At 74.2% G+C, this 23,057-nt stretch carries 21 protein-coding genes; 9 read left to right on the top strand and 12 right to left on the bottom strand.

Annotation, left to right across the window (positions count from 1 at the left end):
• Window positions 1-143: 143 nt before the first annotated feature.
• On the bottom strand, window positions 144-881 hold the full coding sequence (gene yidC, locus ACQRUO_RS26875; RefSeq protein ID WP_428318650.1) for a membrane protein insertase YidC: 738 nt from the start codon (window positions 879-881) through the stop codon (window positions 144-146).
• A gap of 96 nt (window positions 882-977) precedes the next feature.
• Window positions 978-1,280, bottom strand: coding sequence for a DUF6412 domain-containing protein (locus tag ACQRUO_RS26880; protein WP_428318651.1), 303 nt, complete (start codon window positions 1,278-1,280; stop codon window positions 978-980).
• A 146-nt stretch (window positions 1,281-1,426) separates the two neighbouring features.
• Between ACQRUO_RS26880 and ACQRUO_RS26885 the strand changes: the two genes are divergently transcribed.
• Together ACQRUO_RS26885 and ACQRUO_RS26890 are read left to right on the top strand one after the other, a co-directional pair.
• Window positions 1,427-1,708 carry a type II toxin-antitoxin system Phd/YefM family antitoxin gene (locus ACQRUO_RS26885; RefSeq protein ID WP_428318652.1) on the top strand — a complete coding sequence of 94 codons (282 nt, stop codon included), beginning with the start codon at window positions 1,427-1,429 and terminating at the stop codon, window positions 1,706-1,708.
• A complete protein-coding gene (locus ACQRUO_RS26890) occupies window positions 1,701-2,105 on the top strand; it encodes a type II toxin-antitoxin system VapC family toxin (protein WP_428318653.1) in 405 nt (134 codons plus the stop codon). The genes ACQRUO_RS26885 and ACQRUO_RS26890 overlap by 8 nt, the downstream gene beginning before the upstream one ends.
• A gap of 16 nt (window positions 2,106-2,121) precedes the next feature.
• Here the strand turns inward: ACQRUO_RS26890 and ACQRUO_RS26895 are convergent, their stop codons facing one another.
• Window positions 2,122-3,192 (bottom strand): Gfo/Idh/MocA family oxidoreductase, encoded by a 1,071-nt coding sequence (locus ACQRUO_RS26895; protein WP_428318654.1) that lies wholly within the window; start codon window positions 3,190-3,192, stop codon window positions 2,122-2,124.
• A 162-nt stretch (window positions 3,193-3,354) separates the two neighbouring features.
• Here ACQRUO_RS26895 and ACQRUO_RS26900 point away from each other — a divergent pair, with 162 nt between their 5' ends.
• From ACQRUO_RS26900 to ACQRUO_RS26915, 4 genes are all read left to right on the top strand, one after another.
• Complete coding sequence (locus tag ACQRUO_RS26900; RefSeq protein WP_428318655.1) at window positions 3,355-4,134, top strand: HAD-IIA family hydrolase; 780 nt, start codon at window positions 3,355-3,357, stop codon at window positions 4,132-4,134.
• Window positions 4,135-4,174: 40 nt separating this feature from the next.
• On the top strand, window positions 4,175-5,332 hold the full coding sequence (locus ACQRUO_RS26905) for a low temperature requirement protein A (protein ID WP_428318656.1): 1,158 nt from the start codon (window positions 4,175-4,177) through the stop codon (window positions 5,330-5,332).
• Window positions 5,333-5,391: 59 nt separating this feature from the next.
• The gene (locus tag ACQRUO_RS26910; RefSeq protein ID WP_428318657.1) at window positions 5,392-6,120 is read left to right on the top strand and encodes a uracil-DNA glycosylase; all 729 of its coding nucleotides are present in this window, start codon (window positions 5,392-5,394) and stop codon (window positions 6,118-6,120) included.
• A 151-nt stretch (window positions 6,121-6,271) separates the two neighbouring features.
• Window positions 6,272-7,228, top strand: a complete 957-nt coding sequence (locus ACQRUO_RS26915) for a glycoside hydrolase family 6 protein (protein ID WP_428318658.1) — start codon at window positions 6,272-6,274, stop codon at window positions 7,226-7,228.
• 31 nt (window positions 7,229-7,259) lie between these two features.
• Here the strand turns inward: ACQRUO_RS26915 and ACQRUO_RS26920 are convergent, their stop codons facing one another.
• Together ACQRUO_RS26920 and ACQRUO_RS26925 are read right to left on the bottom strand one after the other, a co-directional pair.
• A complete protein-coding gene (locus ACQRUO_RS26920) occupies window positions 7,260-9,191 on the bottom strand; it encodes a galactose oxidase-like domain-containing protein (protein WP_428318659.1) in 1,932 nt (643 codons plus the stop codon).
• On the bottom strand, window positions 9,188-11,038 hold the full coding sequence (locus tag ACQRUO_RS26925) for a glycosyltransferase family 2 protein (protein WP_428318660.1): 1,851 nt from the start codon (window positions 11,036-11,038) through the stop codon (window positions 9,188-9,190). The genes ACQRUO_RS26920 and ACQRUO_RS26925 overlap by 4 nt, the downstream gene beginning before the upstream one ends.
• 387 nt (window positions 11,039-11,425) lie before the next feature.
• Between ACQRUO_RS26925 and ACQRUO_RS26930 the strand changes: the two genes are divergently transcribed.
• Complete coding sequence (locus tag ACQRUO_RS26930) at window positions 11,426-12,334, top strand: alpha/beta hydrolase (protein WP_428318661.1); 909 nt, start codon at window positions 11,426-11,428, stop codon at window positions 12,332-12,334.
• Between the two features lie 81 nt (window positions 12,335-12,415).
• On the opposite strand, the gene ACQRUO_RS26935 is transcribed toward ACQRUO_RS26930, so the two are convergent.
• The 3 genes from ACQRUO_RS26935 to ACQRUO_RS26945 all read right to left on the bottom strand — a co-directional run bounded on the left by ACQRUO_RS26935 (window position 12,416) and on the right by ACQRUO_RS26945 (window position 16,423).
• Window positions 12,416-13,678 (bottom strand): hypothetical protein, encoded by a 1,263-nt coding sequence (locus ACQRUO_RS26935; RefSeq protein ID WP_428318662.1) that lies wholly within the window; start codon window positions 13,676-13,678, stop codon window positions 12,416-12,418.
• Between the two features lie 330 nt (window positions 13,679-14,008).
• The gene (locus tag ACQRUO_RS26940; RefSeq protein WP_428318663.1) at window positions 14,009-14,638 is read right to left on the bottom strand and encodes a DedA family protein; all 630 of its coding nucleotides are present in this window, start codon (window positions 14,636-14,638) and stop codon (window positions 14,009-14,011) included.
• Between the two features lie 435 nt (window positions 14,639-15,073).
• A complete protein-coding gene (locus tag ACQRUO_RS26945; RefSeq protein WP_428318664.1) occupies window positions 15,074-16,423 on the bottom strand; it encodes a multidrug effflux MFS transporter in 1,350 nt (449 codons plus the stop codon).
• Window positions 16,424-16,575: 152 nt separating this feature from the next.
• Here ACQRUO_RS26945 and ACQRUO_RS26950 point away from each other — a divergent pair, with 152 nt between their 5' ends.
• Window positions 16,576-17,667 (top strand): LLM class flavin-dependent oxidoreductase, encoded by a 1,092-nt coding sequence (locus ACQRUO_RS26950; protein ID WP_428318665.1) that lies wholly within the window; start codon window positions 16,576-16,578, stop codon window positions 17,665-17,667.
• A gap of 36 nt (window positions 17,668-17,703) precedes the next feature.
• On the opposite strand, the gene ACQRUO_RS26955 is transcribed toward ACQRUO_RS26950, so the two are convergent.
• From ACQRUO_RS26955 to ACQRUO_RS26965, 3 genes are all read right to left on the bottom strand, one after another.
• Window positions 17,704-19,650: a putative bifunctional diguanylate cyclase/phosphodiesterase gene (locus ACQRUO_RS26955; RefSeq protein WP_428318666.1), complete on the bottom strand. Its 1,947-nt coding sequence runs from the start codon at window positions 19,648-19,650 to the stop codon at window positions 17,704-17,706.
• 367 nt (window positions 19,651-20,017) lie between these two features.
• Window positions 20,018-20,443: an OsmC family protein gene (locus ACQRUO_RS26960; RefSeq protein WP_428318667.1), complete on the bottom strand. Its 426-nt coding sequence runs from the start codon at window positions 20,441-20,443 to the stop codon at window positions 20,018-20,020.
• A gap of 90 nt (window positions 20,444-20,533) precedes the next feature.
• On the bottom strand, window positions 20,534-21,301 hold the full coding sequence (locus ACQRUO_RS26965; RefSeq protein ID WP_428318668.1) for a VOC family protein: 768 nt from the start codon (window positions 21,299-21,301) through the stop codon (window positions 20,534-20,536).
• 251 nt (window positions 21,302-21,552) lie between these two features.
• Here ACQRUO_RS26965 and ACQRUO_RS26970 point away from each other — a divergent pair, with 251 nt between their 5' ends.
• Complete coding sequence (locus ACQRUO_RS26970; RefSeq protein ID WP_428318669.1) at window positions 21,553-21,915, top strand: chorismate mutase; 363 nt, start codon at window positions 21,553-21,555, stop codon at window positions 21,913-21,915.
• Window positions 21,916-21,988: 73 nt separating this feature from the next.
• Here the strand turns inward: ACQRUO_RS26970 and ACQRUO_RS26975 are convergent, their stop codons facing one another.
• A complete protein-coding gene (locus tag ACQRUO_RS26975; protein WP_428318670.1) occupies window positions 21,989-23,017 on the bottom strand; it encodes an EamA family transporter in 1,029 nt (342 codons plus the stop codon).
• Window positions 23,018-23,057 lie beyond the last annotated feature (40 nt).

Raw genomic sequence — 23,057 nt, forward strand, 5'->3', positions numbered from 1 at the left:
CCCCCCCCCCCCCCCCCCCCCCCCCCCCCCCCCCCCCCCCCCCCCCCCCCCCCCCCCCCCCCCCTCCCCCCCCCCCCCCCCCCCCCCCCCCCCCTGCGCCGTGCGCGCTGAGCGTTGAGTGCTCGGCGTTGAGTGCTCGGCGTTCAGCGCGCCGGGCGCGGCCGGCCGCCCGGCCCGGCGACGGCTCGGGTGGGCGCGGCCGCCGGGGTGCCGCGGTGCAGCAGGGCCCGCTCGGCCGCGCTCCAGGCGCCGGTGGTGAGCAGGTAGAGCGCGGCGGCCAGCGGCACCAGCGCGGCGAACAGCACCGTGCCGAACGCCAGGTAGGGCGCGATCGCCGCCCCCGGGGCCGGCGGGGTGGCCGCCGCGGCGGCGCGGGCCCGGCGGAAGCCGGCGTAGCCGACCCCGGCCAGGGCCAGCAGGAGCACCCCGAAGACGGCCACCTGGCCGGCGCCGTGCGCGCCCGCCAGGTGGGTGCCCAGCGGCACGCCGAACAGGGTGTGCCCGAGCAGGTCGTTGGGCACCCCGGCCACCTTCGGCAGGGTGAAGAGCCGGTACATCACCGAGAAGAACGGGATCTGCACCAGTAGCGGCAGGCAACCGGCGAACGGCGAGGCCTGCTCCTGCCGGTAGAGCTCGGCGAGCGCCGCCCGGTGCTGCTCGGGGCGGCCCTTGAACCTCCGGTTGAGTTCGGCCACCTGCGGCGCCAGCCGGCTGCGGGCCCGCTCGCCGCGGGCCGCGGCCCGGGCCAGCGGGTGCAGCGCCAGGCGCACGCCGCAGGTGAAGAGCACGATCGCGGCGGCGGCCGGCATCAGGTGGGTGAGGGCGCCGACCAGCTGGTGGGCGAGGCCGACGGCGGGGTCGAAGATCGAGAGAACGGACATGCGGGAGTGGCCCTCCGGCGTCTGACGGAACGGAAAGACGGCGGACGGCCGCGCGGCGGGCACGGCGGTGCGGTGTGGTGCGGGTGCTCCGGTGGGCTACGCGGCCGCCGGGGCCGCGCCCGGTGCCCTGGGCCGGCGGCGGCCCCGAGCGTCCGGGTCGCGCTGCGGCAGGAAGGCGGTGTCCTCGGCCCGCCGGCGCAGCATCCGGTCGCGCACCGCGTGCGGGGACCGCGCTCCGAGCAGCCGGGCCAGCACCAAGCCGGCGCTCAGCACCCCGGCCAGCAGCACCAGGGTGGCGGCCGCGGCCAGCATGCTCAACGGTCCCGGGTCGGCGGCCGGCAGCGACTGGGCGACCAGCAGCCGGAGCACGCCGAGGACGAACGTGAGCAGCTGGAGCACGTGGTCCTCCCTTCAGCCCGACCGGCCCGTGGATCGGGCCCGGTGCCATGCCAAACCGCGGGCCGGGCCGGGAAGTTCCCGAAGGCGGTCGGTCGAGCCTCGGCCGCACGGTAGCCCGCTGTGTCTCATGGGGCTACAATTGCTGTATGAAGACGATTACCCAGCGTGAGTTCCGCAACAACTCCGCCGCGGTGATGGATTCCGTCGAGGCGGGTGAGACGTTCCACATCACCCGCAACGGCGTCGAGGTGGCCGAGTTGCGCCCGCTCGGCCGGCGGCGCCGGCTGACCGCGGAGGAACTGGTGGCCCGCCACGTCCGACTGCCGCGGGTGGACTACGCGCAGATGCGCGAGGAGGCCGACAAGTTCTTCGGCACCGAGGACCGGATCGGCGACGACGATGACCCCTTCGAGCGTCGCCGTGGCTGAACGCCGGCCGGCGGGCGTCCTGGACACCTGTACCTACATCGACCTGGATCTGCTCGATCCGGCGGTCCTGCCGGTCCTGCCCGAGCTGACCGCGATCAGCCTGGCCGAGTTGCAGCAGGGTGTCGCCATGGCCAAGGACCCGGTCTCCAGGGCAGCACGGCTGGAGAAACTCGGAGCGGCGGTCACCGATTTCGAGCCGCTGCCGTTCGACGCACCCGCGGCGGCGCGCTTCGGCACGCTGGTTGCGTTGACCATCGCGGCGGGGCGCGATCCGCGCCCGCGCCGGATGGACCTGATGATCGCCGCCATCGCCTCGGCCACCGGACTGCCGCTCTACACCCGCAATGCCGCCGACTTCCGGGGCCTGGGTCAGGCGGTCGAGGTGATCGCGGTCTGAGCGGTCCGACTCGGGGTCAGCCGAGCGGCACCGTCTGCCCCGTCGCCGCGCTCTGGCGGGCGGCCTCCAGCACGGTGAGCACGGCCACCGCGTCCTGCGGGTCGACCGGGGGCGGGGTGCCGGTGGCCAGCGCGTGGGCCAGGCCGGCGTAGAAGGCGGGGTAGTCGCCGGGGTCGGTGGGGACCGGTTCGCGCTGCCCGTCGGAGCCGAGCACGCCGTGCGCCGCCGGGTCCTCCACGCCCCACGGCTTGCCGTCGCCGGGGCGCCGGCCGGCCCGCAGGTCCGCCTCCTGCGGGTCCATCCCGTCCTTCAGGTAGCCGGCGCGGTCGCCCAGTACCCGCAGCCGCGGCCCGCCCAGCGGGGCCAGGGCGCTGGTCCACAGGTGCGAGCGGACCCCGCCGGCGTGGGTCAGGGCGAGGAAGGCGTCGTCGTCCACCACCGCGCCGTCCCGCCGGGTGTCGATCTCCGCGTACACCGACAGGGCCGGGCCGAACAGGGTCAGCGCCTGGTCGACCAGGTGGCTGCCCAGGTCGTAGAGGGTCCCGCCGGCCTCGGCCGGGTCGGCCAGCTCGCGCCAGCCGGCCTTGGGCTTGGGGCGGAACCGCTCGAACCGGGACTCGAAGCGGTGCACCCGCCCCAGCGAGCCCTCCTCGACCAGCCGCCGGACGGTGCGGAAGTCGTTGTCCCAGCGGCGGTTCTGGAAGACCGTCAGCAGCGTCCCGCGGGAGACGGCCAGCCCGCACAGGGCCTGCGCCTCGGCGGCGGTGACGGCCAGCGGCTTGTCCACCACGGTGGCCAGCCCCGCCCGCAGCGCGGTGCGGGCCAGCGGCAGGTGGGTGCGGTTGGGGGTGGCGATCACCACCAGGTCGAACTCGTCGGCCGCGGCGAACAGCTGCTCGGGCGTGTCCAGCGCCCGGGCGTCGGGGTGGTCGGCGGCCAGCTGGGCGCGCCGCTCGGGGTTCGCGGTGACCACGGCGTCCAGGCGCAGTCCCGGGGTGGTGGCGATCAGGGGCGCGTGGAAGGCGGCCCCGGCCAGGCCGTAGCCGAGCAGGGCGACCCGGTAGGGGGTGCGGGAGGGCGTGGTCATGTCCCCACTCCATCACGGCGCCGCCGGCGCGGTGGAGGGGACGCGCTGCACTCGAACGCGCGAGCCCACTAGGCTGGGGGCCGTTGGGGCAGCCACCGCAGGACAGCGCCGTCCTGCTCCGTCGCAGGTAATCACCGTCGCACGATCCATCGGAGAAGGTACGTGGCAGAGCGCAAGCCCATCGAGTCCTGGCTGACCGACATGGACGGGGTCCTCATCCACGAGGGCACCCCGATCCCGGGGGCCGACGAGTTCATCCGTCGGCTCAGGGAGTCCGGCAAGCCCTTCCTGGTCCTCACCAACAACTCCATCTACACCCCGCGCGACCTGGCCGCCCGGCTCGCCGGCATGGGCCTGGAGGTGCCGGAGGAGTGCATCTGGACCTCGGCCCTGGCCACCGCCAAGTTCCTGGCCGGCCAGCGTCCGGGCGGCACCGCGTACGTGATCGGCGAGGCGGGCCTGACCACCGCGCTGTACCAGGTGGGCTACGTGCTCACCGACAACAACCCCGACTACGTGGTGCTCGGCGAGACCCGCACCTACAGCTTCGAGGCGCTGACCAAGGCGATCCGCCTGATCAACGCCGGGGCCCGGTTCATCTGCACCAACCCCGACGAGACCGGCCCGTCCACCGAGGGCGTGCTGCCGGCCACCGGTTCGGTGGCGGCGCTGATCACCAAGGCGACCGGGGTGGAGCCGTACTTCGTCGGCAAGCCGAACCCGCTGATGATGCGCGAGGCGCTGAACACCGCCGGGGCGCACTCGGAGAGCGCGGTGATGATCGGCGACCGGATGGACACCGACATCGTGGCCGGCATGGAGGCCGGCATGGAGACGGTGCTGGTGCTCACCGGGCTGACCTCCAAGGAGGACGTCGAGCGCTTCCCGTACCGGCCGACCCGGGTGGTGGGCTCGGTCGCGGAGCTGATCGAGCTGGTCTGAGCACCCGCCGGTTCGCCGGCGGCACGCAGGGGGGCGTGGGATGGCGGAGGCGGAACCGGAGAAGCGGGTCACCTGGGCGGAGGGCTACTTCGACCTGGTCTTCGTCTTCGCCATCACCCAGGTCACCGGGCTGCTCAACGCGCACCATGGCGCGCTCGGGCTGCTGCGCGCGCTGGTGGTCTTCGTCCCGCTCTACTGGGCCTGGGTCGGCACCACCGTGCAGGCCAACGTGCGGGACGTGGACAACCCGCGCGACCGGCTCGGCATCTTCGCGGTCTCGCTCAGCGGGCTGTTCATGGCGCTGGCCCTGCCCGGCGCCTACGGCAGCCGCGGGCTGCTCTTCGGCGTCGCCTACTGGGCGGCCCGGCTGGCGCTGCTGGCGATGATCGTCCGGGTCCGCGGCACCTGGCTCGGCCCGTACGGGGTCGGCGCGGCGCTGAGTGGGCCGCTGCTGGTCACCGGCGGGCTGCTGCCGGACGGGCCGCGGCTCGCGCTGTGGGGCGCGGCCGCGCTGATCGACCTGGCCGGGCCGACGGTGCTGCGCCGGCGGCTGGCGGCCGTGGTCTACCACCCGGGCCACCTGCCCGAGCGGTTCGGCCTGCTGCTGCTGGTCGCGCTCGGCGAGTCGATCGTCGACCTGGGCGCCCCGGTGGCCGCCGGGCGCGCCCTGAGCGCTGCCGAACTGGTCGCGGTGAGCGCCGCGTTCACCATCTCCGGCGGCCTGTGGTGGCTGTACTTCGTGCACGCCGGCGAGGCCATGCGGCACGCCATGGCGACCACCGACTCGCGCCGCGACATCCTCCGGATGGTCTACTCCTACGGCCACCTCGCGCTGGTGGCCGGGGTGCTCGCGGTGGCGGTCGGCTTCAACGAGACGGTGGCGCGGCCCGGCCGGGCCCTGGACGGCGGCACCCTCGGGCTGCTCTACGGCGGCTGCGCGCTCTTCCTGCTCACCTTCGGCTACACCCGGTGGGTCACCTTCAAGGCGGTGGCCTGGCTGCGGCTGGCCACCGTGCTGGTGCAGCTCCTGCTGCTGCCGCTGGTGCGGCACGCCCCGGCGCTGGCCACCCTGTCGCTGCTGGCCGGCCTGCTGGTGCTGCTGAACCTGCTGGAGCACCAGTGGCTGAAGCACACCACCCGGCGCCGCGGGCGGGTGGCCGAGGTGGGCGAAGTGGGCGCTGTCGGCAGTGCTGTGTAGCGTGCGGGGTGAACGTTGACGGGCGGGCCGCACCGGCCCGGTTGGGGAAGGTTGATGGCGTGACCGAGGTCGCTGAGGTGGAAACCGCCGTGTCGCAGGACGAGGCCGCAGAGTTCGAACTGCCCGAGGCCTGGCGGGAGGTGCTGGCGGGCGAGACCGAGAAGCCGTACTTCGCGCAGCTGACCGAGTTCGTCGCCGCCGAGCGGGCCGCGCACCAGGTCTTCCCGCCGCGCGGGCAGGTCTTCTCGGCGCTGGCCGCCACCGCCTACCAGGACGTCCGGGTGCTGGTGCTCGGCCAGGACCCGTACCACGACGACGGCCAGGCGCACGGGATGAGCTTCTCGGTGCTGCCCGGCACCAAGACCCCGCCCTCGCTGCGGAACATCTTCAAGGAGCTGAACGCCGACCTCGGGGTGGCGGTGCCGGACAACGGCTACCTGATGCCGTGGGCCGAGCAGGGCGTGCTGCTGCTCAACGCGGTGCTCACGGTGCGCGCGCACGAGGCCAACTCGCACAAGAACAAGGGCTGGGAGAAGTTCACCGACGCGGTGATCAAGGCGGTCAGCGACCGGGCCGAGCCGTGCGTCTTCGTGCTCTGGGGCAACTACGCCAAGAAGAAGCTGCCGCTGATCGACACCGAGCGGCACGTGGTGGTGCAGGGGGCGCACCCGTCGCCGCTGTCGGCCAAGCTCTTCCACGGCAGCAAGCCGTTCTCGCAGATCGACGAGGCGCTGCAGGGCTTCGGCGGCGAGCCGCTGAACTGGCGGATCCCGGACCTCAAGGCCTGACGGACCGCTGATCCCGGCGCCCGGGCCCGCGCCCGGGCCGGGGATCCTAGCGCCTGGGCCGGCGCCGGTCAGCGGATCGGCGAACGGCCCCGGCGGCGGGGTGGCCTGTGCCAAGCTGAAGGCCGAGTCCGCACGTGGGGAGGGCCTGACGGTGCGTCGGCGAGCACGGGTGGCGGCGCTGGTGGCGGCCGCACTGGCGGTGGCGGCGGCCGGCTGCGGGGGCACGTCGCCCGCGCCGCCGACCGCCGAGCCGTTCTTCGTCTGGGACCAGTCCTCGGCGGCGCAACAGCTGGCGCAGGCGCAGGCACAGGGGCGCGCAGACGAGCTGCCCGCGCTGCACCGGATCGCCGACCAGCCGATGGGCATCTGGCTCACCGGGCCCGACCCGGCCGCCGTGGTCCGCCCGGTGCTGGCCCGAGCCGCCGCCGCCCACCAGGTGCCGCTGCTGGTCGCCTACGACATCCCGCGGCGCGACTGCGGCCGGTTCTCGGCCGGCGGGGCCGGCGACGCGGCCGGTTACCGCGCCTGGATCGACGAGCTCGCCGGGGCGCTGGCCGGCCACCAGGCCTGGGTGGTGCTGGAGCCGGACGCGGTGGCCAACACGCTGGCCGACTGCGGGCTGGACCAGTCGGCGGTCGGCGAGCGGTACGGGGTGCTCGCCTACGCGGTGGGGCAGTTGAAGCGGCAGCCGGGGGTGCGGGTCTACCTGGACGCGGGCAACCCGGGCTGGCTGACGGACCAGGACGCGCTGGCCGCCGCGCTGCGTTCGGCCGGTCTGGCGCAGGCCGACGGCTTCGCGGTGAACGTCGCCAACTTCTACCGCACCGACGACAGCGCGCACTACGGCGCGGCGCTCTCCGCGGCGCTGGGCGGCAAGCACTTCGTGATCGACACCAGCCGCAACGGCAACGGGCCGCTGTCCGCCACCGCCTGGTGCAACCCGGCCGGGCGGGCGCTGGGCCCGGCGCCGACCACCCGGACCGGGGATCCGCTGGTCGACGCCTACCTGTGGGTCAAGAACCCCGGCGAGTCGGACGGGGACTGCGGCCGCGGCGAGCCCAAGGCGGGCGACTTCTGGCTCGCCTACGCGCTCGCGCTGGCCAAGTAGCCGGTAGCCGACCGGGCCCACCGGACCGGCCCTAGCCGGTCACCTGCACCCAGCGGGCCACCGAGGGCGTCCCCTCGGTGTCGGTGACGAAGAGCTGGTACCAGCCCGGCGGCAGCAGGTCGGGGTTGCCCGGCAGCCCGAGGGTCACCGCCCCGGCCGTGCGCCCGGTGATGGTGAGCGCCACCGAGCGCTGCTCCACGTCGGTGGCGTGGGTGACCGAACTGGGTCGCATCAGCCGGGCGGTGGCGATGCCGGCCGGATCCGGGGTGCTCGCGGTCAGGCTGCCGCCGAGCGCCACCCGGTCCGGCGCGTCGGTCAGTTGGGGACGGGGGCCGTGGTGGAGGTAGGGCGGGGTCCAGATCTCCACCCGCTGTTCGAAGGTGCCGGGCTCGGTGTCGGCCTTGTCGTCGAAGAGCGGGTTGGAGCCGAGCACCACCACCCGGCCGTCCGGCAGCAGCAGCGCCTCGGAGTGGTAGTCGCGGCCCACCGTGGGCGAGGCGGCGGGGGTGAAGGTGTTGCTGTCCGGGTGGTAGATCTGCGCCTTGAGCAGGTCGCTCCGGTGCTTGCCGCGGTAGTCGGCGGAGCCGCCGGTGGTGAAGACGGTGTCGTCGGGCAGGATCACGCTGTTCAGGTAGCGGGTGCCGCCGGCCGGCAGGTCGGGGCCGGGGGTGAAGCTGGGGTCGGGCGCGGTCAGGTCGACGATCGAGGTGCGCGCGGTGGACAGCGGTGACTCGCCGACCCCGCCGCCGCCGAGCACCATGACCTTCTGGCTCTGCGCCGGCGGCAGCAGCACCGAGGAGGAGGTCTCCAGCAGGCCGGGGTCGCGCAGCCCGGGCACGGCGGTGAACCTGTCGGTCCCCAGGTCCCACAGCCCCGGGGTGCGGCCCTGGTCGGCGGGGCCGTAGCCGGCGTTGGAGCCCGAGTAGAAGAGCTTGCCGGAGGCGGTCAGGAAGAGCGCGGGGTAGGTGGGGAAGTACTGGTCGGGGGCCTTGGACCAGGTCCTGGTCGCCGGGTCGAAGAACTCGTTGCTGGTGCCGGGCAGGATCTGGCCGGTGTCGTCCAGCCCGGATACGGTGATCACCCGGCCGTCGCCGAGGCCGGTCAGGGTCGGGTACCAGCGGGCGTACTGCATCGGCGGCAGCGGCTGGTACATCTCGGTGTCCGGGTTGAACTCCCAGGCGGTGCGCAGGCCCTGGAAGTCCTGCTTGTCCAGGCTGAGCCTGTCCGTCATGCCGTACAGGTTGTGCGCGTCCGCGCCGGTCAGGCCCTTGATCGCGTACTGGGTCTCGACGCTGCTGACCTGGCTCTGCCCCTTCACCAGGGCCTCGACGAAGACGTGCTGCTCGCTCGCGGTGACGGTCACCCTGGCCCCGTCGACGGTCTTGGTCGCGGCCGGCACGGTGACGTCGGCGTCGCTCTGGTACTGGCGCCCGTCCGGGGCGGTGAAGACCGTCCCCTTGGGCAGGGTGCGGGCGGCGTCCGGGTTCTCGTTGCGGACCCGCATGGTGCCGGCCGCCCTGGTCACCGTGCCGTCCAGCTGCTCGTAGCGCTGGGTGCCGCCGGCCACCAGGACGTTGCCGTCGGGCAGCGAGGTGTGGCCGCTGCAGAACAGGTCGGCGGGGGTGGGGATCAGCTTGTAGGTGTTCTTCTCGGGGTCCCAGAGCAGGGTCTTGAAGGTGCCGGCGGCGAAGTCCTGCGCGTCGTTGCCGGAGCCCGCCACGATCAGCACCTTGCCGGTCCGCAGCAGGGTGGCGTGGATCGCGTTGACCCGGAACTCCTTCGGGAACTCCAGGGTCTGCCAGGAGCCGTACCGGGCCATGTACCCCGGGCGGCTGATCACGTAGGCGTGGTAGCGGGCGTTGACGAAGTCGAGGACGGCGGGTGCGTTCATCCCGGCCACGGTCAGGACGGCGGTGCTGCCGAGCGCGAAGCGCCGGGCGCGGCCGAGGCGGTGCAGCTTCATCGGACGGTCTCCTCGATCGGGGCGGTGCGCGGGGCGGGGGCGGGGCGGCGGGCGCGCAGGCGGTCGAAGACGTGGATGGCGGGCGGCAGCAGGGTGCAGAGCAGGGCGATGGCCGCCCAGACGCGCATCGCGGGCTGGCCGTAGCCGGTGACGAAGGAGGCGGCCAGCGAGCCGCCGAAGACCAGCGTCCAGCAGGCGTGGATCCGGAAGGTGGCGAGCCGGTCGGTGCTCCGGGCGCCGCCCTTGGGGGTCACCACGAAGCGGCTGCGCCGGCGCAGCAGGGCCTGCAGCAGCGAGGCGGCGTAGATCGGGCCGCACAGCGCGGTCATCACCATGCCGGCCACCCCGGAGGAGCCGGCCGGCTCGTGCGGGCTGACGTTGTGCCGGCGGTTCCAGGTGTAGAGCAGGATCTGCAGGGCGGCTGCGTCGCTGTAGAGCATCATCCAGATGGAGAGCGACACGTGCACCCCGGAGGCGCCGAGCACCAGGTAGAGCACGCTGGACAGGCCGCCGAACAGCCAGGTCAGCGCGGCCATCGGGTAGAAGCAGACCATCAGCGTGTAGTTGAGCAGCCGGCCGGGGCCCAGCTGCGGCGCCACCTTCCAGTACCGGGTGAGCAGGGTCTCGTAGGTGCCGCGGCTCCAGCGCAGCTGCTGGGAGAAGAAGTCGGTCCAGGAGGCCGGGCCCTCGCCGACCGCGAGGACGTCCGGGGTGTACACCGACTTCCACCGCTCGCCGGTCAACGGGTTGCGCCGGCGGTGCAGTTCGAGGCCGGTGGCCATGTCCTCGGTGATCGAGTCGCGCAGCCCGCCGACCTGGCGCAGCGCGCTGATCCGCACCGCGTTGTTGGTGCCGACGAACATCGGGGCGCCGTAGCGGTTGCCGGCCCGCTGGATCAGCGCGTGGAAGAGGAATTGCTGGCTCTCCGAGAAGCGGGTCACCGAGGTCGGGGCGGAGTGGTAGTTGCCGTAGACCTGCGGGCCGACCACGAAGGCGACGTCCGGGTCGCGGAAGTAACCGAGCATCCGTTCGCAGAAGTTCGGCAGCGGAACATGGTCGGTGTCCACCGAGAGCCAGAAGTCGTAGTGGTCGCCGTACAGGTCCAGCCAGCTGTTGTAGTTGCCGTGCTTGGTGCGGGCCCGGAATGCGCCCTTGCGCCGGTTGAAGCGGGGTTGGCCGGCCCGGCTGAAGTGGTAGACGCCCAGTTCCGCGCAGAGTTGGCGCATCTCCAGGCTGTCGCCCTCGTCGAGCAGCCAGACGTCCAGCGGGCCGGCGTGCCGCACCGCCTTGGCGGCGGTCAGGGTGGCCCGCACCATCCGGGCCGGCTCCTTGCCGGGCACGCAGGTGGTCAGGAAGGCGACCCGGCCGCCGGCCGGCGGCAGCACCGGGACCGGGTCGCGGGCCACCAGGGTGGCGTGCGCATTGGAGACCACGGTGACCAGCCGGAAGACCTCGATCACCGCGACCATGGCGACCATGGTCTTGTCGGCGGCGAGCAGCCAGGTGTCGCTCTCGCCGGGGCGGCGGGGCCAGTGGCCGGGCAGCAGCAGCCAGACCAGCAGCAGGCTGCGGTAGGCGACCCGGTAGGGGGTCAGCGGGTCGGGGTCGACCGGCGGGCCGGCCAGGCGGCTGAACCGCTCGTAGTCGTAGGCGGGTTCCGGGTCGGCGGCGGTGTCCTCGATGACCGCCGCGCCGTCCGCGCCCTCGGCGGCCGGGGCCCCGGGGAGCGGGTCGAGCGGGTCGGGCGGTGCTGCGGGGTGCGGGTCCAGCCGGGGGAGCAGGAGCTGCAGAGTGGCCTCGGCGTCGCTCTCCGTGACGGCTGGTGAGTGCGGGCTGGTGCGGTGCACGGCGGCTCCCCCCGTGGGCCGGCGCCCGCCCGCCCGGGTCCGGTGGCGGACGCTCTCCCTGCGTCCGCGGTCGGCGCTCACTCCGTGCGGAAAACGGCCCCCCGGCCCCCTGGAATGTGTCCCCGCTCGACCCGTCGGGCTCCTCGTCGAGCCGCTCGGGTGAGCCTTGAATAGTGTCCAACTGTCCAGCACCGCAAGCGTGATCGCAACCGGTTCGGGAACCGAGGACTCCTTCGGGATGAGTTTCTGCCAATTCGGCGGTCGGATAATCGCTTCGACTGATAAGGCGGAGAGATGGGCCGGAATCGCTCGGGGATACGAATCCGACGCTCCGGGGTAGGGGGCAGGCGACCGGATCGACCCAGTCGCACCGCCGAGAGGTGACTGATGACCCGTGAACACCCCGCCCCCGCCGCCGAGGAGTTGGGCGTCGCCGTGCCCGGCGGCGAGCTGGCCGTCCTGCGTTGGCCGGCCGCCGACCCCGCGGCGCCCACCGTGCTCGCGCTGCACGGCGTCACCGGCAACGGGCTGGCCTTCGGCCTGCTGGCCCGCGAACTGGCAGGCCGGGCCACCCTGGTGGCCCCTGACCTGCGCGGCCGGGCCGGCAGTGCCGGACTCGGCGGACCGTACGGGATCGCCCGGCACGCGGCCGACGCGGCCGTGGCGATCGACCGACTGCTGGGCGGGCGCCCGACGGTGGTGCTGGGGCACTCGATGGGCGCCTGGGTGAGTACCGTGCTGGCGGTGCACCACCCCGCGCTGGTGCGCCGGCTGGTGCTGGTCGACGGCGCGCTGGCCTTCCCGCTGCCCGCGGGGGTGACCCACGGGGAGGTGCTGGACGCGGTGCTCGGCCCGGCGGTGGCCCGGCTGTCGATGACCTTCGCTAACTGGCCCGCCTACCGGGACTTCTGGCAGCGCCACCCGGCCTGGTCGAGCCTGGACACCGCGGCGGCCGACGCCTACCTGGCGCGTGACCTGACCGGCGCCGCGGCCGGGTACCGCTCGTCCTGCGTGGTTCCGGCGGTCGAGCTGGACAGCACGCAGCTGCTGGTCGACCCGGAGGTGACCGGTGCGGTGCACCGGCTGCCCTGCCCGGCCGAGCTGCTCTGGGCCGACCGCGGGCCGCTGGACGACGGGCAGGCCCTCTACGACGCGCAGCGGTTGGCGCGTTCCGCACCGGCGGGCCTGACCTGCACCCGGGTGCCGGACACCAACCACTACTCGATCCTGCTCGGCCCGGCGGGCGTGCCGTTGGTCGCCCGCCGGACCCTGGCGGCGCTGGGAGCGGCCGACTGACGGCGGCCGTTGCCCGGGGACGCCGATGGGCGGCAGCGCCTGCTGCCGCCCATCGGTGGACCGCGCCGGAGCGGGCCGGTCTCAGCCGACGGCGCCCAGGAAGGTCTGCCAGCCGCCGGTCGGCGCCTGGCCGACGTTCAGCGTGCGCAGCTTGCGCAGCGTGGACTCGTCCTGCAGCTCCAGCCACTCGACCAGCTGCCGGAAGGAGACCAGCTTGACGTCGGGCTGTCCGGCGATCTGCTTCAGCGCCTGCTCGACGGCGTCCATGTAGATGCCGCCGTTCCACTGCTCGAAGTGGTTGCCGACGAAGAACGGCGCCCGGTTGCCGTTGTAGGCGCGGTTGAAGCCGGCCAGGTAGGCCCCGGCGGCCTGGGTGCGCCACTGGTCGTGCTTGGCCGGGTCGCCCTTGGGGTCGCCGTTCGACTGGTTGGCCATGATGTTGTAGTCCATCGAGAGGACCTCGAACTTCTCGCCCGGGAACGGGATGGACTGCAGCGGGAAGTTCCAGATCTGGCCGTTCTGCACCTTGATCGGCCAGGTCTGCTTCTCACCGGGCGAGCTGGCGTCGTACTTCCAGCCGAGCTTGGCGGCCGTCGGCAGCAGCCCCTTCTGCCCGTCCAGGCACGGGGTGCGCGCGCCGATCAGCTCCTTGGTGTAGTCGAAGGGCAGCGGCGGCAGGTCGGTGAAGCCGGTGTTGGTCTTCCACTGGGTGACGAAGGAGACGGCCTGCTGGATCTCGCTCTCCCAGTCCGCCGGCGCCCAGCGGTTGACCCCGTTGTGGTCGGGGCGGGTGGAACAGAAGTGGCCGTTGAAGTGGGTGCCGATCTCGTGACCGGCGAGCCAGGCCTGGCTGATCTTCTGGATGGTGTTGCGTATCGCGCCGTCGGACAGGTACGGGATGTCCGAGGCGCCGACCGGGTGCATCGGCGCGTGGTAGAGGCTGGTCTTGCTCTTCGGCAGCGTGTAGATGCCGGAGAGGAAGAAGGTGAAGGTCGCCTTGTACTGCTCGGCGAGCTTGAGGAAGCGGTCGAACTGGCCGTCGTCGGTGGCGCCGGCGCCGTCCCAGGAGAAGACGACGAACTGCGGCGGCGTCTCGCCCGGCTTCAGCTTCTGCCAGGTGGGCTGGTTCGGCTGCGGGCCGGTGTCGGCGGTCGAGCCGTCGCCGATCGGGGTGACCTTGCCGGAGGGGGAGGCGGCGGGCGTCGGGCTGCCGGGCGCACCGCTCGAACCGGCGGCGACGGCGTCCTGGTGGGAACCGGACCCGCTGCCGCACGCGGTGAGCGCTCCGAGGGCTGCCGCACCGGCTGCTCCGCCCAGCATTTTCCTGCGCGAGATGCTGCTCATGGTCTCCCCAACCAGATCGAGTCCGGCCGCCCCGCGTGTGGTCGGAAGCAGCCAGGAAAAATACGGCAATTGATCAGTATTTTTAAAGCAGGATGTCATGGACGAGGGGTTGGATCCAAGCAGGACCGAACCGTGCCCGACTCTCCTGTCCAGGACGTGCGCAGGTCGCTGCGCGGCTGCGCGGCGGGCGGTTCTGTTGCCGTCCTGAGACACACGTGTTCGATCAGCGGAGAGCGGCGAGACGTTCGGCCGGGCAGCCGCGGCCGGCCCGGTCCGCGGCAGGGGCGCAGGCGGCCCACGGTCCGCGGGAGGGGCCGCGGTGGCCGGGGATCAGGCCGCTTCGCCCAGGTCGCTCGATTCGACGGGGGCACCGGACAGCCGGCGGTTGCGGCGCACCACGCGGGCGACGGCCGCGCTGATCGAGGTGGCGGCGGCGCAGGAGACCGCCATGCTGAGCCAAGCGGTGTTGAACCAGTGGCTGTTCAGCCAGCCCAGCGCCACGATGTAGCCGGCCCAGATCAGGGCGGCCACCGCCGACCAGCGCAGGAAGCGGTGCGAGGGGGCCGGGGAGTGCCCTATCGCCAGGTCCAGCACGGTGCGCCCGCCGGGCACGAAGCGGGCGACGATCACCACGGCGGCCGCCGTCCGGCTGGTCCGCCCGTCCAGCGACTGCTGCATCCGCCGCACGCTGTCGGCGAGTTTGGGGCTGCGGGCCAGCCGCCGGCGCAGGAACGGCGCACCGCGTCGCACCAGGGCCAGCAGCAGGACGTCGCCGAGGAAGGAGGAGACGGCGACCGCGCCGGCCAGCATCAGCGGCGCCCCGGTTATCCGGTCGGTCTTGAGCACGGCGAGGATCACCAGCGTGCCGCTCGGCAGCAACGGCAGGAACGCGTCGCCGAGCACCGCCAGGACGGCGACCAGGCAATACCAGGACGAGCTGACGAGCGAGGCGCTTCCCATGATCCAACTCCCTCCGGACCGCCCGGAGGTGCGTGGGGGCTCAGGAGTCACAACCTATCGGCTCTCCATGAAGCTTTGCTAAGTGCCCCCCTGAACGGGGGATGGACACTCTGGGGGGACGCTGCTACATGGCGGTTTCCGCGCCGGGGCGGTCGTCGCGGCGGTCGTCAGGGCGGCCGTCCGGGCGCTGCCGGGGCCCGACATGGCGTGAGCCCTCGCGGCGGGGTGTCCGCCGCGAGGGCTCACGATGGGTGCCGGAACTGGTCCAGTTCACGGGCTTGCTGAGGAGTGGAGCGCTGGTCGGCGCCCCGCTGTGGCACCAAGCCTGCCGGATCCGGGGGCGGTGGCGCGAGATCGAAGTGCTGGCGAGAACTGGCGCTGGCGTGAACCCGCCAGCACGCTGTGCAACCGCCGGCCGGTGCCGCCGACGGACCGTCAGGTGCGCAGCGGGTCGTCCACCGCCTGCCAGGGCCGGGCCAGCAGCACGAAGGAGCCGAGCATGGCCAGCGCCATGCCGAGGATCACCGTGGCCATCGGCAGTGCGCTGCCGTGGCCGCCGAGCCCGACCAGCGCCGGGGCGATCGCGCCGGTGAGGAACTGCACGGTGCCGAGCAGCGCGGAGGCGGTGCCGGCGGCGTGCGGGGCGCGCTGCAGGGCCAGCGCCGAACTCGGCGGCGAGGCGACGCCGAGGCCCGCCGCCATCACGAACAGGCCCGCGGTCAGCGCCGTCAGCCCGCCCCGGTGGGTGGTGGTCAGCAGCACCAGCACCACCCCGGAGAGCGCCATCACCGAGGTGCCGGCCAGCTGCACCCGGTGCGAGGCGAAGCGGCCGAGCAGCCGCCGACCGGTGACCTGGGACATCCCCATCAAGCCGGCCTCGACGAAGGCGAAGAGCAGGCTGTAGCGCTGCGGCGAGCCGTGGTAGACGTCCTGTACCACGTAGGGCGAGGCGGCGATGAAGGCGAACAGCGCGCCGAAGCCGAAGGCCACGGTCAGCAGGTAGGCGCTGAACAGCCGGTCGGCCAGCAGCGAGCGCACGGTCCGCAGGGTGTCCGGCAGCCCGCCGCGCCGCCGCCGGGCCGGTGGCAGCGTCTCCTGCACCAGCACCGCGGCCGTGACCAGGATCACGGCGGCGACCGCCGCCAGCACCCCGAACACCCCGCGCCAGGAGGTGAACCGGAGCAGCTGGCTGCCCAGGATCGGGGCCAGCAGCGGCGCCGAGCCGGCGACCAGCATCAGGGTGGAGGCGAACCGCGCGGCGGCCAGCCCGTCGAACAGGTCGCGCACCACGGCCCGGGAGATCACGATCCCGGCGGCCCCGGAGAGGCCCTGCACCACCCGGCAGACGATCAGCACCCGCACGTCGCCGGCCAGCGCGCAGCAGGCCGTGGCCAGGGTGTAGCAGGCCATCCCGATCAGCAGCGGCCGCCGCCGGCCGAGCGCGTCGCTCAGCGGTCCGGCCACCAACTGCCCGAGGGCCAGGCCGACCAGGCAGGCCGTCAGGGTGAGCTGGACCAGGGCGTCCGAGGTGTGCAGGCCGGTGGTGATGCCGGGCAGCGAGGGGAGGTACATGTCCATCGAGAGCGGCGCGAGGGCGCTCAGCGAGCCCAGCACCAGGGTCAGCAGCAGGCCGACCTCGCGGGCGCTCGGGGCGGCGGTCCGGCCCCGGCCGGCGGCGGGCGCGGTCGCGGGGACGCCGGTCGTGGCGGTGGTCGCAGGGGTGCCGGCGGCTATCTCGGCGTCGGCGGTGGAGTCGGCGGCGGTGGCCTCGGGAGAGTGCGGCATCGTCCAACGGTAATGGCCCGTCCTCGACTGCGGTTCGTACCCGGGCCGCGCCCGTCGGCCGGGGGCGGGATTCGGCCGGGTCGGGAACAGGGCCGGGCCGGCCGCTGTTGTCGGCTCCGGAAGCGAGACGCGAGGCGAGAGGGCAGGTCGGGATGAGCGGGGCAGCGCACGGACAGGGCCGGCAGGACATCCGGGGCACGGTGCGCGGCACCGCCCCCGCCCCGCTCTCCATCCTCGACCTGGCGACCGTGGGCACCGGCGTCACGGCCGGTCAGGCGCTGGCCGCCACCACCGAGCTGGCCCGCGCCGCCGAGGGCTGGGGCTACCACCGCTTCTGGGTGGCCGAGCACCACGGCATGCCCGGGGTGGCCAGCTCCACCCCCGCGGTGCTGATCGCCCACCTCGCCGCCCACACCAGCACCCTGCGGCTCGGCTCGGGCGGCGTGATGCTGCCCAACCACGCGCCGCTCGCGATAGCCGAGCAGTTCGGCCTGCTGGAGGCGCTGCACCCGGGCCGGATCGACCTGGGTCTGGGCCGGGCCCCCGGCACCGACCCGGCCACCGCGCGGGCGCTGCGCCGGGGCGAGCTGGAGGACCCGGACGACTTCCCGCACCGGCTGTCCGAGCTGACCCACTTCCTGGACGGCGACTTCCCGGACGGCCACCCCTACGCCCGGCTCAGTGCGGTGCCGCGCGGCCCCGAGCGCCCGCCGCTGTGGCTGCTCGGCTCCTCAGGCTTCAGCGCGCAGCTGGCCGGCCGGCTCGGCCTGCCGTTCGCCTTCGCGCACCACTTCAGCGCGGCCAACACGGTGCCGGCGCTGGAGCTGTACCGCAGCAGCTTCCGCCCCTCGGCGGTGCTCGGCGAGCCCTACGCGCTGATCGGGGTCAGCGCGGTGGCGGTGCCGGCGGGCGGGGTGCCCGAGGCGCGCCGGCTGGCCGCCTCCGCCGGGCTGGCCATGCTGCGGCTGCGGCGCGGCATGCCGAGCCCGATCCCGACCCCGGAGGAGGCCGCCGCCTACCCCTACAGCCCGGCCGAGGCCGACTTCCTGGAGGGCTGGCTGGGCAACGTGGTGCTGGGCTCGCCGGGCGAGGTGGCGGACGGCCTGGAGGAGCTGCGCAAGCGCACCGGGGCCGACGAGTTGATGGTCACCTCGCACATCCACGGCATCGCGGAGCGGCTGCGCTCCTACCGGCTGATCGCCCAGGCCTACGGACTGACCGGGCCCGACGCACCCGCGGCCTGACCCGGGGGCGCCCGGCAGGATCCGTAAGACAGGCCCCTAAGGCCGCATCGCCGAGCGGTCCGGGCCCGGCAGCCGGATCCCGCCCTCGCGCAGTATCCCGGCGACCACCGCGGCGGTGCCGGGCCGGGCGAAGTACCAGCCCTGCGCGGTGTCGCAGCCGGTCAGCCGCAGCCGCTCGGCCTGGGCGGCGTTCTCGATGCCCTCGGCGGTGACGGTCAGCCCCAGGTCGTGGGCGAGCCGGACCATCGCGCCGACGATCTGCTCGTCGGCCTCGCTGCGCCGCGAGCGCAGGTCGGGGCGGCCCACCGGGGCCGGGTCGCGGAAGCCCTCGATGAAGGTGCCGTCCAGCTTGAGGGCGTGCACCGGCAGCCGGGACAGGTAGGCGAGGTTGGAGTACCCGGTGCCGAAGTCGTCGATGGCGATCCGCACGCCCATGTCGGCCAGCGCCTGCAGGGCCTGCAGCGGGCGCCCGCCGGGCCCGAGCACCGCGCTCTCGGTCAGCTCCAGCTGGAGCAGCCGGGCCGGCAGCCCGGTGCGCTCCAGCACCTGGGCGACGTCCGCCACCACGTCGGAGTCCCAGACCTGACGGGCCGCCAGGTTGACGCTGACGAAGGCCTCGGTGTCCGGGAACTCGGCCAGCCAGCCGCGGGCCTGCCGGCAGGACTCCTCCAGCACCCACTTGCCGAGCGGCACGATCGCGCCGGACTCCTCGGCCAGCGGGATGAAACGGTCCGGCGACAGCGTGCCGAACCGCGGGTGCCGCCAGCGCACCAGCGCCTCGGCGCCGTGCACGGTGCCGTCGGCCAGCCCCACCAGCGGCTGGTACTCCACGGTGAACTCGCCGCGCTCCAGCGCCGGGCGCAGCGCGGTGGCGAGCAGCCGGCGGGTCAGCTGGTGGGCGCCGCGGTCCCGGTCGTACAGGGTCCAGCGGGCCCGGCCGTCGGACTTGGACCAGTAGAGGGTGGCGTCGGCGTCCTTCACCAGGTCGGTCGGGCTGGTCCCGGTGACCGGGCGCTCCACCACCCCGACGCTGGCGGTGACCGCCAGCCGGTGCCCGGCGATCTCGAAGGGCCGCTCCAGCAGGGTGAGCACCTGGGCGGCGACCGTGGTCAGCTGCTCGCTGCCCTCGCTGTCGGGGACCAGCACCGCGAACTCGTCCCCACCGAGCCGGGCCACCAGCCACCCCTCGCTGCCGGCGAACCGCCGCTCCAGCCGGGCGGCCACCGCGCTGAGCAGCTGGTCGCCGATGTGGTGGCCGAGGGTGTCGTTGATCGCCGCGAAGCCGTCCAGGTCCAGGTAGCAGACGCCGACCCGGCGGCCGCCGCCGTTGTCGCCGGGGCGCTGCGGGTCGGGCAGGCAGGCGGAGTTCAGCCGGTCGAAGAAGAAGGTGCGGTTGGGCAGCCGGGTGAGCGGGTCGTGCAGGGCCTGGTAGGCGAGCCGGTCGCCGAGCCGGCGCCGCTCGGTGATGTCCTCGAAGATCGCCAGGGTGTAGAACGGCCGCCCGTCGGCGTCGCGGACCAGCGAGATGGTGATGTTGCTCCAGACCTCGCGCCCCTCTCGATGCTTGAGCCGCTTCTCCACCCGCAGGCGGTCGCGGCGGCCGGCCACCAGCTCGCGGTAGAGCCGGCGCGGGGTGTCCTCCGGGTCGATGATCTGGTGGATGTGCATCCGGACCAGCTCGGAGACCTCGCGGCCGAGCATCGAGGCGAAGGCGGGGTTGGCCTCGATCACCAGGTCGTCGGTGTCGACCAGCACCATCCCGATCCCGGCGTCGGCGAAGGCGGCGCGGAACCGGGACTCGCTGGCGCGCAGGGCGGCGAGCAGGTCGTCGGTGTCCGGGACGGCGGCGCCGGGCAGCGGCGCGGCGCAGCTGGGGCAGTGCCCGGGCTGGTGGCCCGGGGGCGGCTCGGTGGGGCCCGGCCCGGCGGGTGCCGCGGCGGGGCCCGGCAGGCCGGGGGGCTGCGGCCCGGACCGCGGAGCCATGGGGGGACGCAGCGGGTCGCGACGCACGCCGTTGCGGTGTGCGTCGGCCCCCTCGTTCCGGCCTCGCACTGCATGCTCCCGTCCGCCGCTGACGCTCGCTTGCCCACGCTCGTCGTGCTGCCGCCGAGCTGACCCGGTGCCAGGCCGGGCCACCGTTGTCAAGAGCGGAGCACTGCGCCCGATCATAGGCCGCGCACGGAAGCCGGGGCCACAGCCGACAGGGTGATTCGCCGCGTTTCGGGGGAGGCCGGCGCCATCACGGACACGCCCCCGGCGGGCACCGGGAGGTGCGCGCCGGAGGCGTGCGCGGGTGATCGGCATCCGCGGACGGGCCGCGGGCACTCGGCCCGGGCCCGCCGCGGCGGGGTCAGCCCAGCTCGGCGCTGAGCGTGATGGTGGTGCCGGCCAGGGCCTGGCTCACCGGGCAGTTGGCCTTGGCGTCCTCGGCGGCCTTGACGAAGCCGGCCTCGTCCAGCCCCGGCACCTGGCCGACCACGCTCAGGTGGATCCCGGTGATGCCGGTGCCCGGCTGGAAGGTCACCTCGGCCTGCACGTCCAGCTTGGTGGGCGGGGTGCCGGCGCCGGTCAGGCCGTGCGACAGGGCCATCGAGAAGCAGGCCGAGTGCGCGCCGGCGATCAGTTCCTCGGGGCTGGTCTTGCCGTTCGGCTGCTCGGAGCGGGCCGGCCAGGAGACCGGGAACTGCCCGATCCCGGACGAGGCGAAGGTCACCTCGCCCTTGCCCTCGAGCAGGCTGCCTTCCCAAGCGGTGCGGGCGGTGCGAACAGTTGCCACGATCGGTTCCTCCTGCTGATTCTGCGACGGAGTTGAGACAGGTGTCAGTCCGGTCACGCCGCGCTCAGCCTACTGCCCGCGGGGGGCCGTTCAGGGGAGCTGACAGAAGGTCACCCGCGCGCCGGAGGGATCGGTGCACGGCACCAGCCGGCCGTACGGGGAGTCGAAGGGCTCGCGCAGTACCCGGCCGCCCAGCCCGGCCACCTGCTCGGCCGCGTGGTCCGCCTCGGGCACCGCGAGGTAGGTGCTCCAGTACGGCTGCGGCACCGCGGCCCGGTAGCGGCCGCAGACCGGCAGCCCGTCCGAGCCGGGCACGCTCCAGGCGGTGTAGTCGAAGGAGCGCCCGTCGCCCACCTGCTTCTGCAGGTACGGGAAGAGCTCGGCGTAGAAGGCGTCGGCCGGGGCGGGGTCCGCGGTGGTGAGCTCGTGCCAGCACATCGCGCCCGGCTCGCCGTAGACCCCGGCGCCGAGGTGCCCGGCGCTCTGCCAGAGCCCGAACGGGGTGCCGCCCGGGTCGAAGGCGAAGGCCAGCCGCCCGGCCCCGGGGATCTCGTGCGGCCCCAGGACGGCGGTGCCGCCGGCCCGGGTGACCCGCTCGTAGACGGCCGACAGCTCGCCGGCGGCCAGGTAGACGTTCCAGGCGGCCGGCAGTCGCTCGGCGCCGGCCGGCGGCGGCAGCAGCCCGGCGGCCGGGCGGCCGTCCAGCAGGCACATGGTGTAGCCGTCGTAGCGGGGCCCGAGCTCCTCGAACTCCCAGCCCATGATCGGGCCGTAGAAGTCCTGGGCGCCGAGCGGGTCGCCGGTGGTGAGGTCGACCCAGCAGGGGGCGCCGTCGGGGTAGGAGTCGCGTACGGGCATCTGGGGGGCCTTTCGGGGACGCGGGGGGACACGCCCCAGCCTCCGACCGGCCGTCACCGTCCGCAACCGGGAGGCGCCGGACGGTGGTCCCGTTGGGCTGTCCGGATGGTGGACGATCCGGGAAAGGGGAGCGGGTCGCCGCCCGCCGGCCTGTTAGATTTGCCCGGCCCGTGCGCCGTGCACCTTCCCGGCCGCCGGCCCCGACCGCGCCCGGCCGCCCTGGCCCGGGTGCCCGAACCGGAGCAGACGCGATGACCGAGCAGCCCACGCCCGACCCCGACACCGCGCTGGCGGACGTGGACGAGGCCGTCCGCGCCGAACTGGCCGCGCTGCGGCAGAGCATCGACAACATCGACGCGGCCGTGGTCCACATGCTCGCCGAGCGCTTCAAGGCCACCCAGCGGGTCGGCACCCTGAAGGCCGCGCACCGCCTCCCGCCCGCCGACCCCACCCGCGAGCGCGACCAGATCGGCCGCCTGCGCGAACTGGCGGCCAAGGCGCACCTGGACCCGGTCTTCGCGGAGAAGTTCCTCAACTTCATCATCGCCGAGGTCATCCGCCACCACGAGGCGATCGCCCGCGACGGCGTGGCCGGCCAGGACGACTCGCTCTGATCGCTCCGACAGGCCGTCCGAGTCGTCTCCGAGGGGCGTCTCCGAGTCGTCCCCGGGGGTCGTCCGGGCGGCCCTAGCAGCCCCGGACCGGCTCCTCCGTCGTCGCCCCGGCCGTCGCCGGAGCCGGCACCGCGGTGGTCTCCGGGACCGCGGTGGCCTCCGGCTCCGCGGCGGGCTTGCCGGCCTGGGCGGCGAAGGCGCCGAGCAGGACCAGCAGGCCGCCGACCAACTGGGTGCCGCCGAGGTGCTCGTCGAGCAGGAACCAGGCGGTCACCGTGGCCACCACCGCCTCCAGGTTGGCGACCACGCCGGCCACCGGCGGCGACAGGTGGCGCACCGAGACCACGCCGGTCAGGTAGGCGAGGACGGTGGCGACCACGATCATCCAGGCGGCCGGCAGCAGCGCCGGCAACTGGTGGTGGGCCATCGTCACCTGGCCGCCCAGCCTGCTCCAGTCCCCCTCCCAGGGCCGGGCCACCGCGGTCAGCGCGAGGGCGCCGATCAGCAGTCCGTAGGCCGCGGTGCCCAGCGGGTCGGCAGGCTTCTCGCCGCGGGCCCCGGCGTCGGCGAGCACGAAGTAGCCCACCTGGCAGCAGGCCGCGCCGAGCCCGAAGAGCACGCCGAGCGCGTCGAAGCTCAGCCCCTGCCAGACCTGCACCACGCAGGCCAGCCCGGTCACCGCCACCGCGGCGCCGATCGCCGGGCCGCGGCTGACCGGCCGGCGCTGCACGAAGCGCACGTAGCCGAGCAGCAGCGGCGGCCCGAAGTACTCGATCAGCAGCGCCACGCCCACCGGGATCCGGGATATCGCGGCGAAGTAGCAGGCCTGCACGCCCGCGACGCCGAGCAGGCCGAAGCCGAGCAGCAGGCCGGGCCGGTCCCGGACGATCGAGCGGTGCCGCCAGGCCAGCGGCAGCAGCAGCACGGCGGCGCCGGTGGCCCGCAGCCAGACCACCTGCAGCGGGGAGAGGCCGGCCTCGATCAGCGGCTTGGCGGCCGTGCCGGAGCCGCCGAAGGAGAAGGCCGAGACCAGCGCGAGGGTGAGCCCGACCGCCCGGCGGGAGCGCGGCGGGACGGCCGGGGAGGGCGCCGTGGAGTGCATCGGGGCATTCTGCCAGGTCCCGGACAAAAACGGTCGAGCA

Origin of the sequence: Kitasatospora sp. LaBMicrA B282, assembly GCF_050325825.1 — a bacterium.
Lineage (GTDB): Bacteria > Actinomycetota > Actinomycetes > Streptomycetales > Streptomycetaceae > Kitasatospora.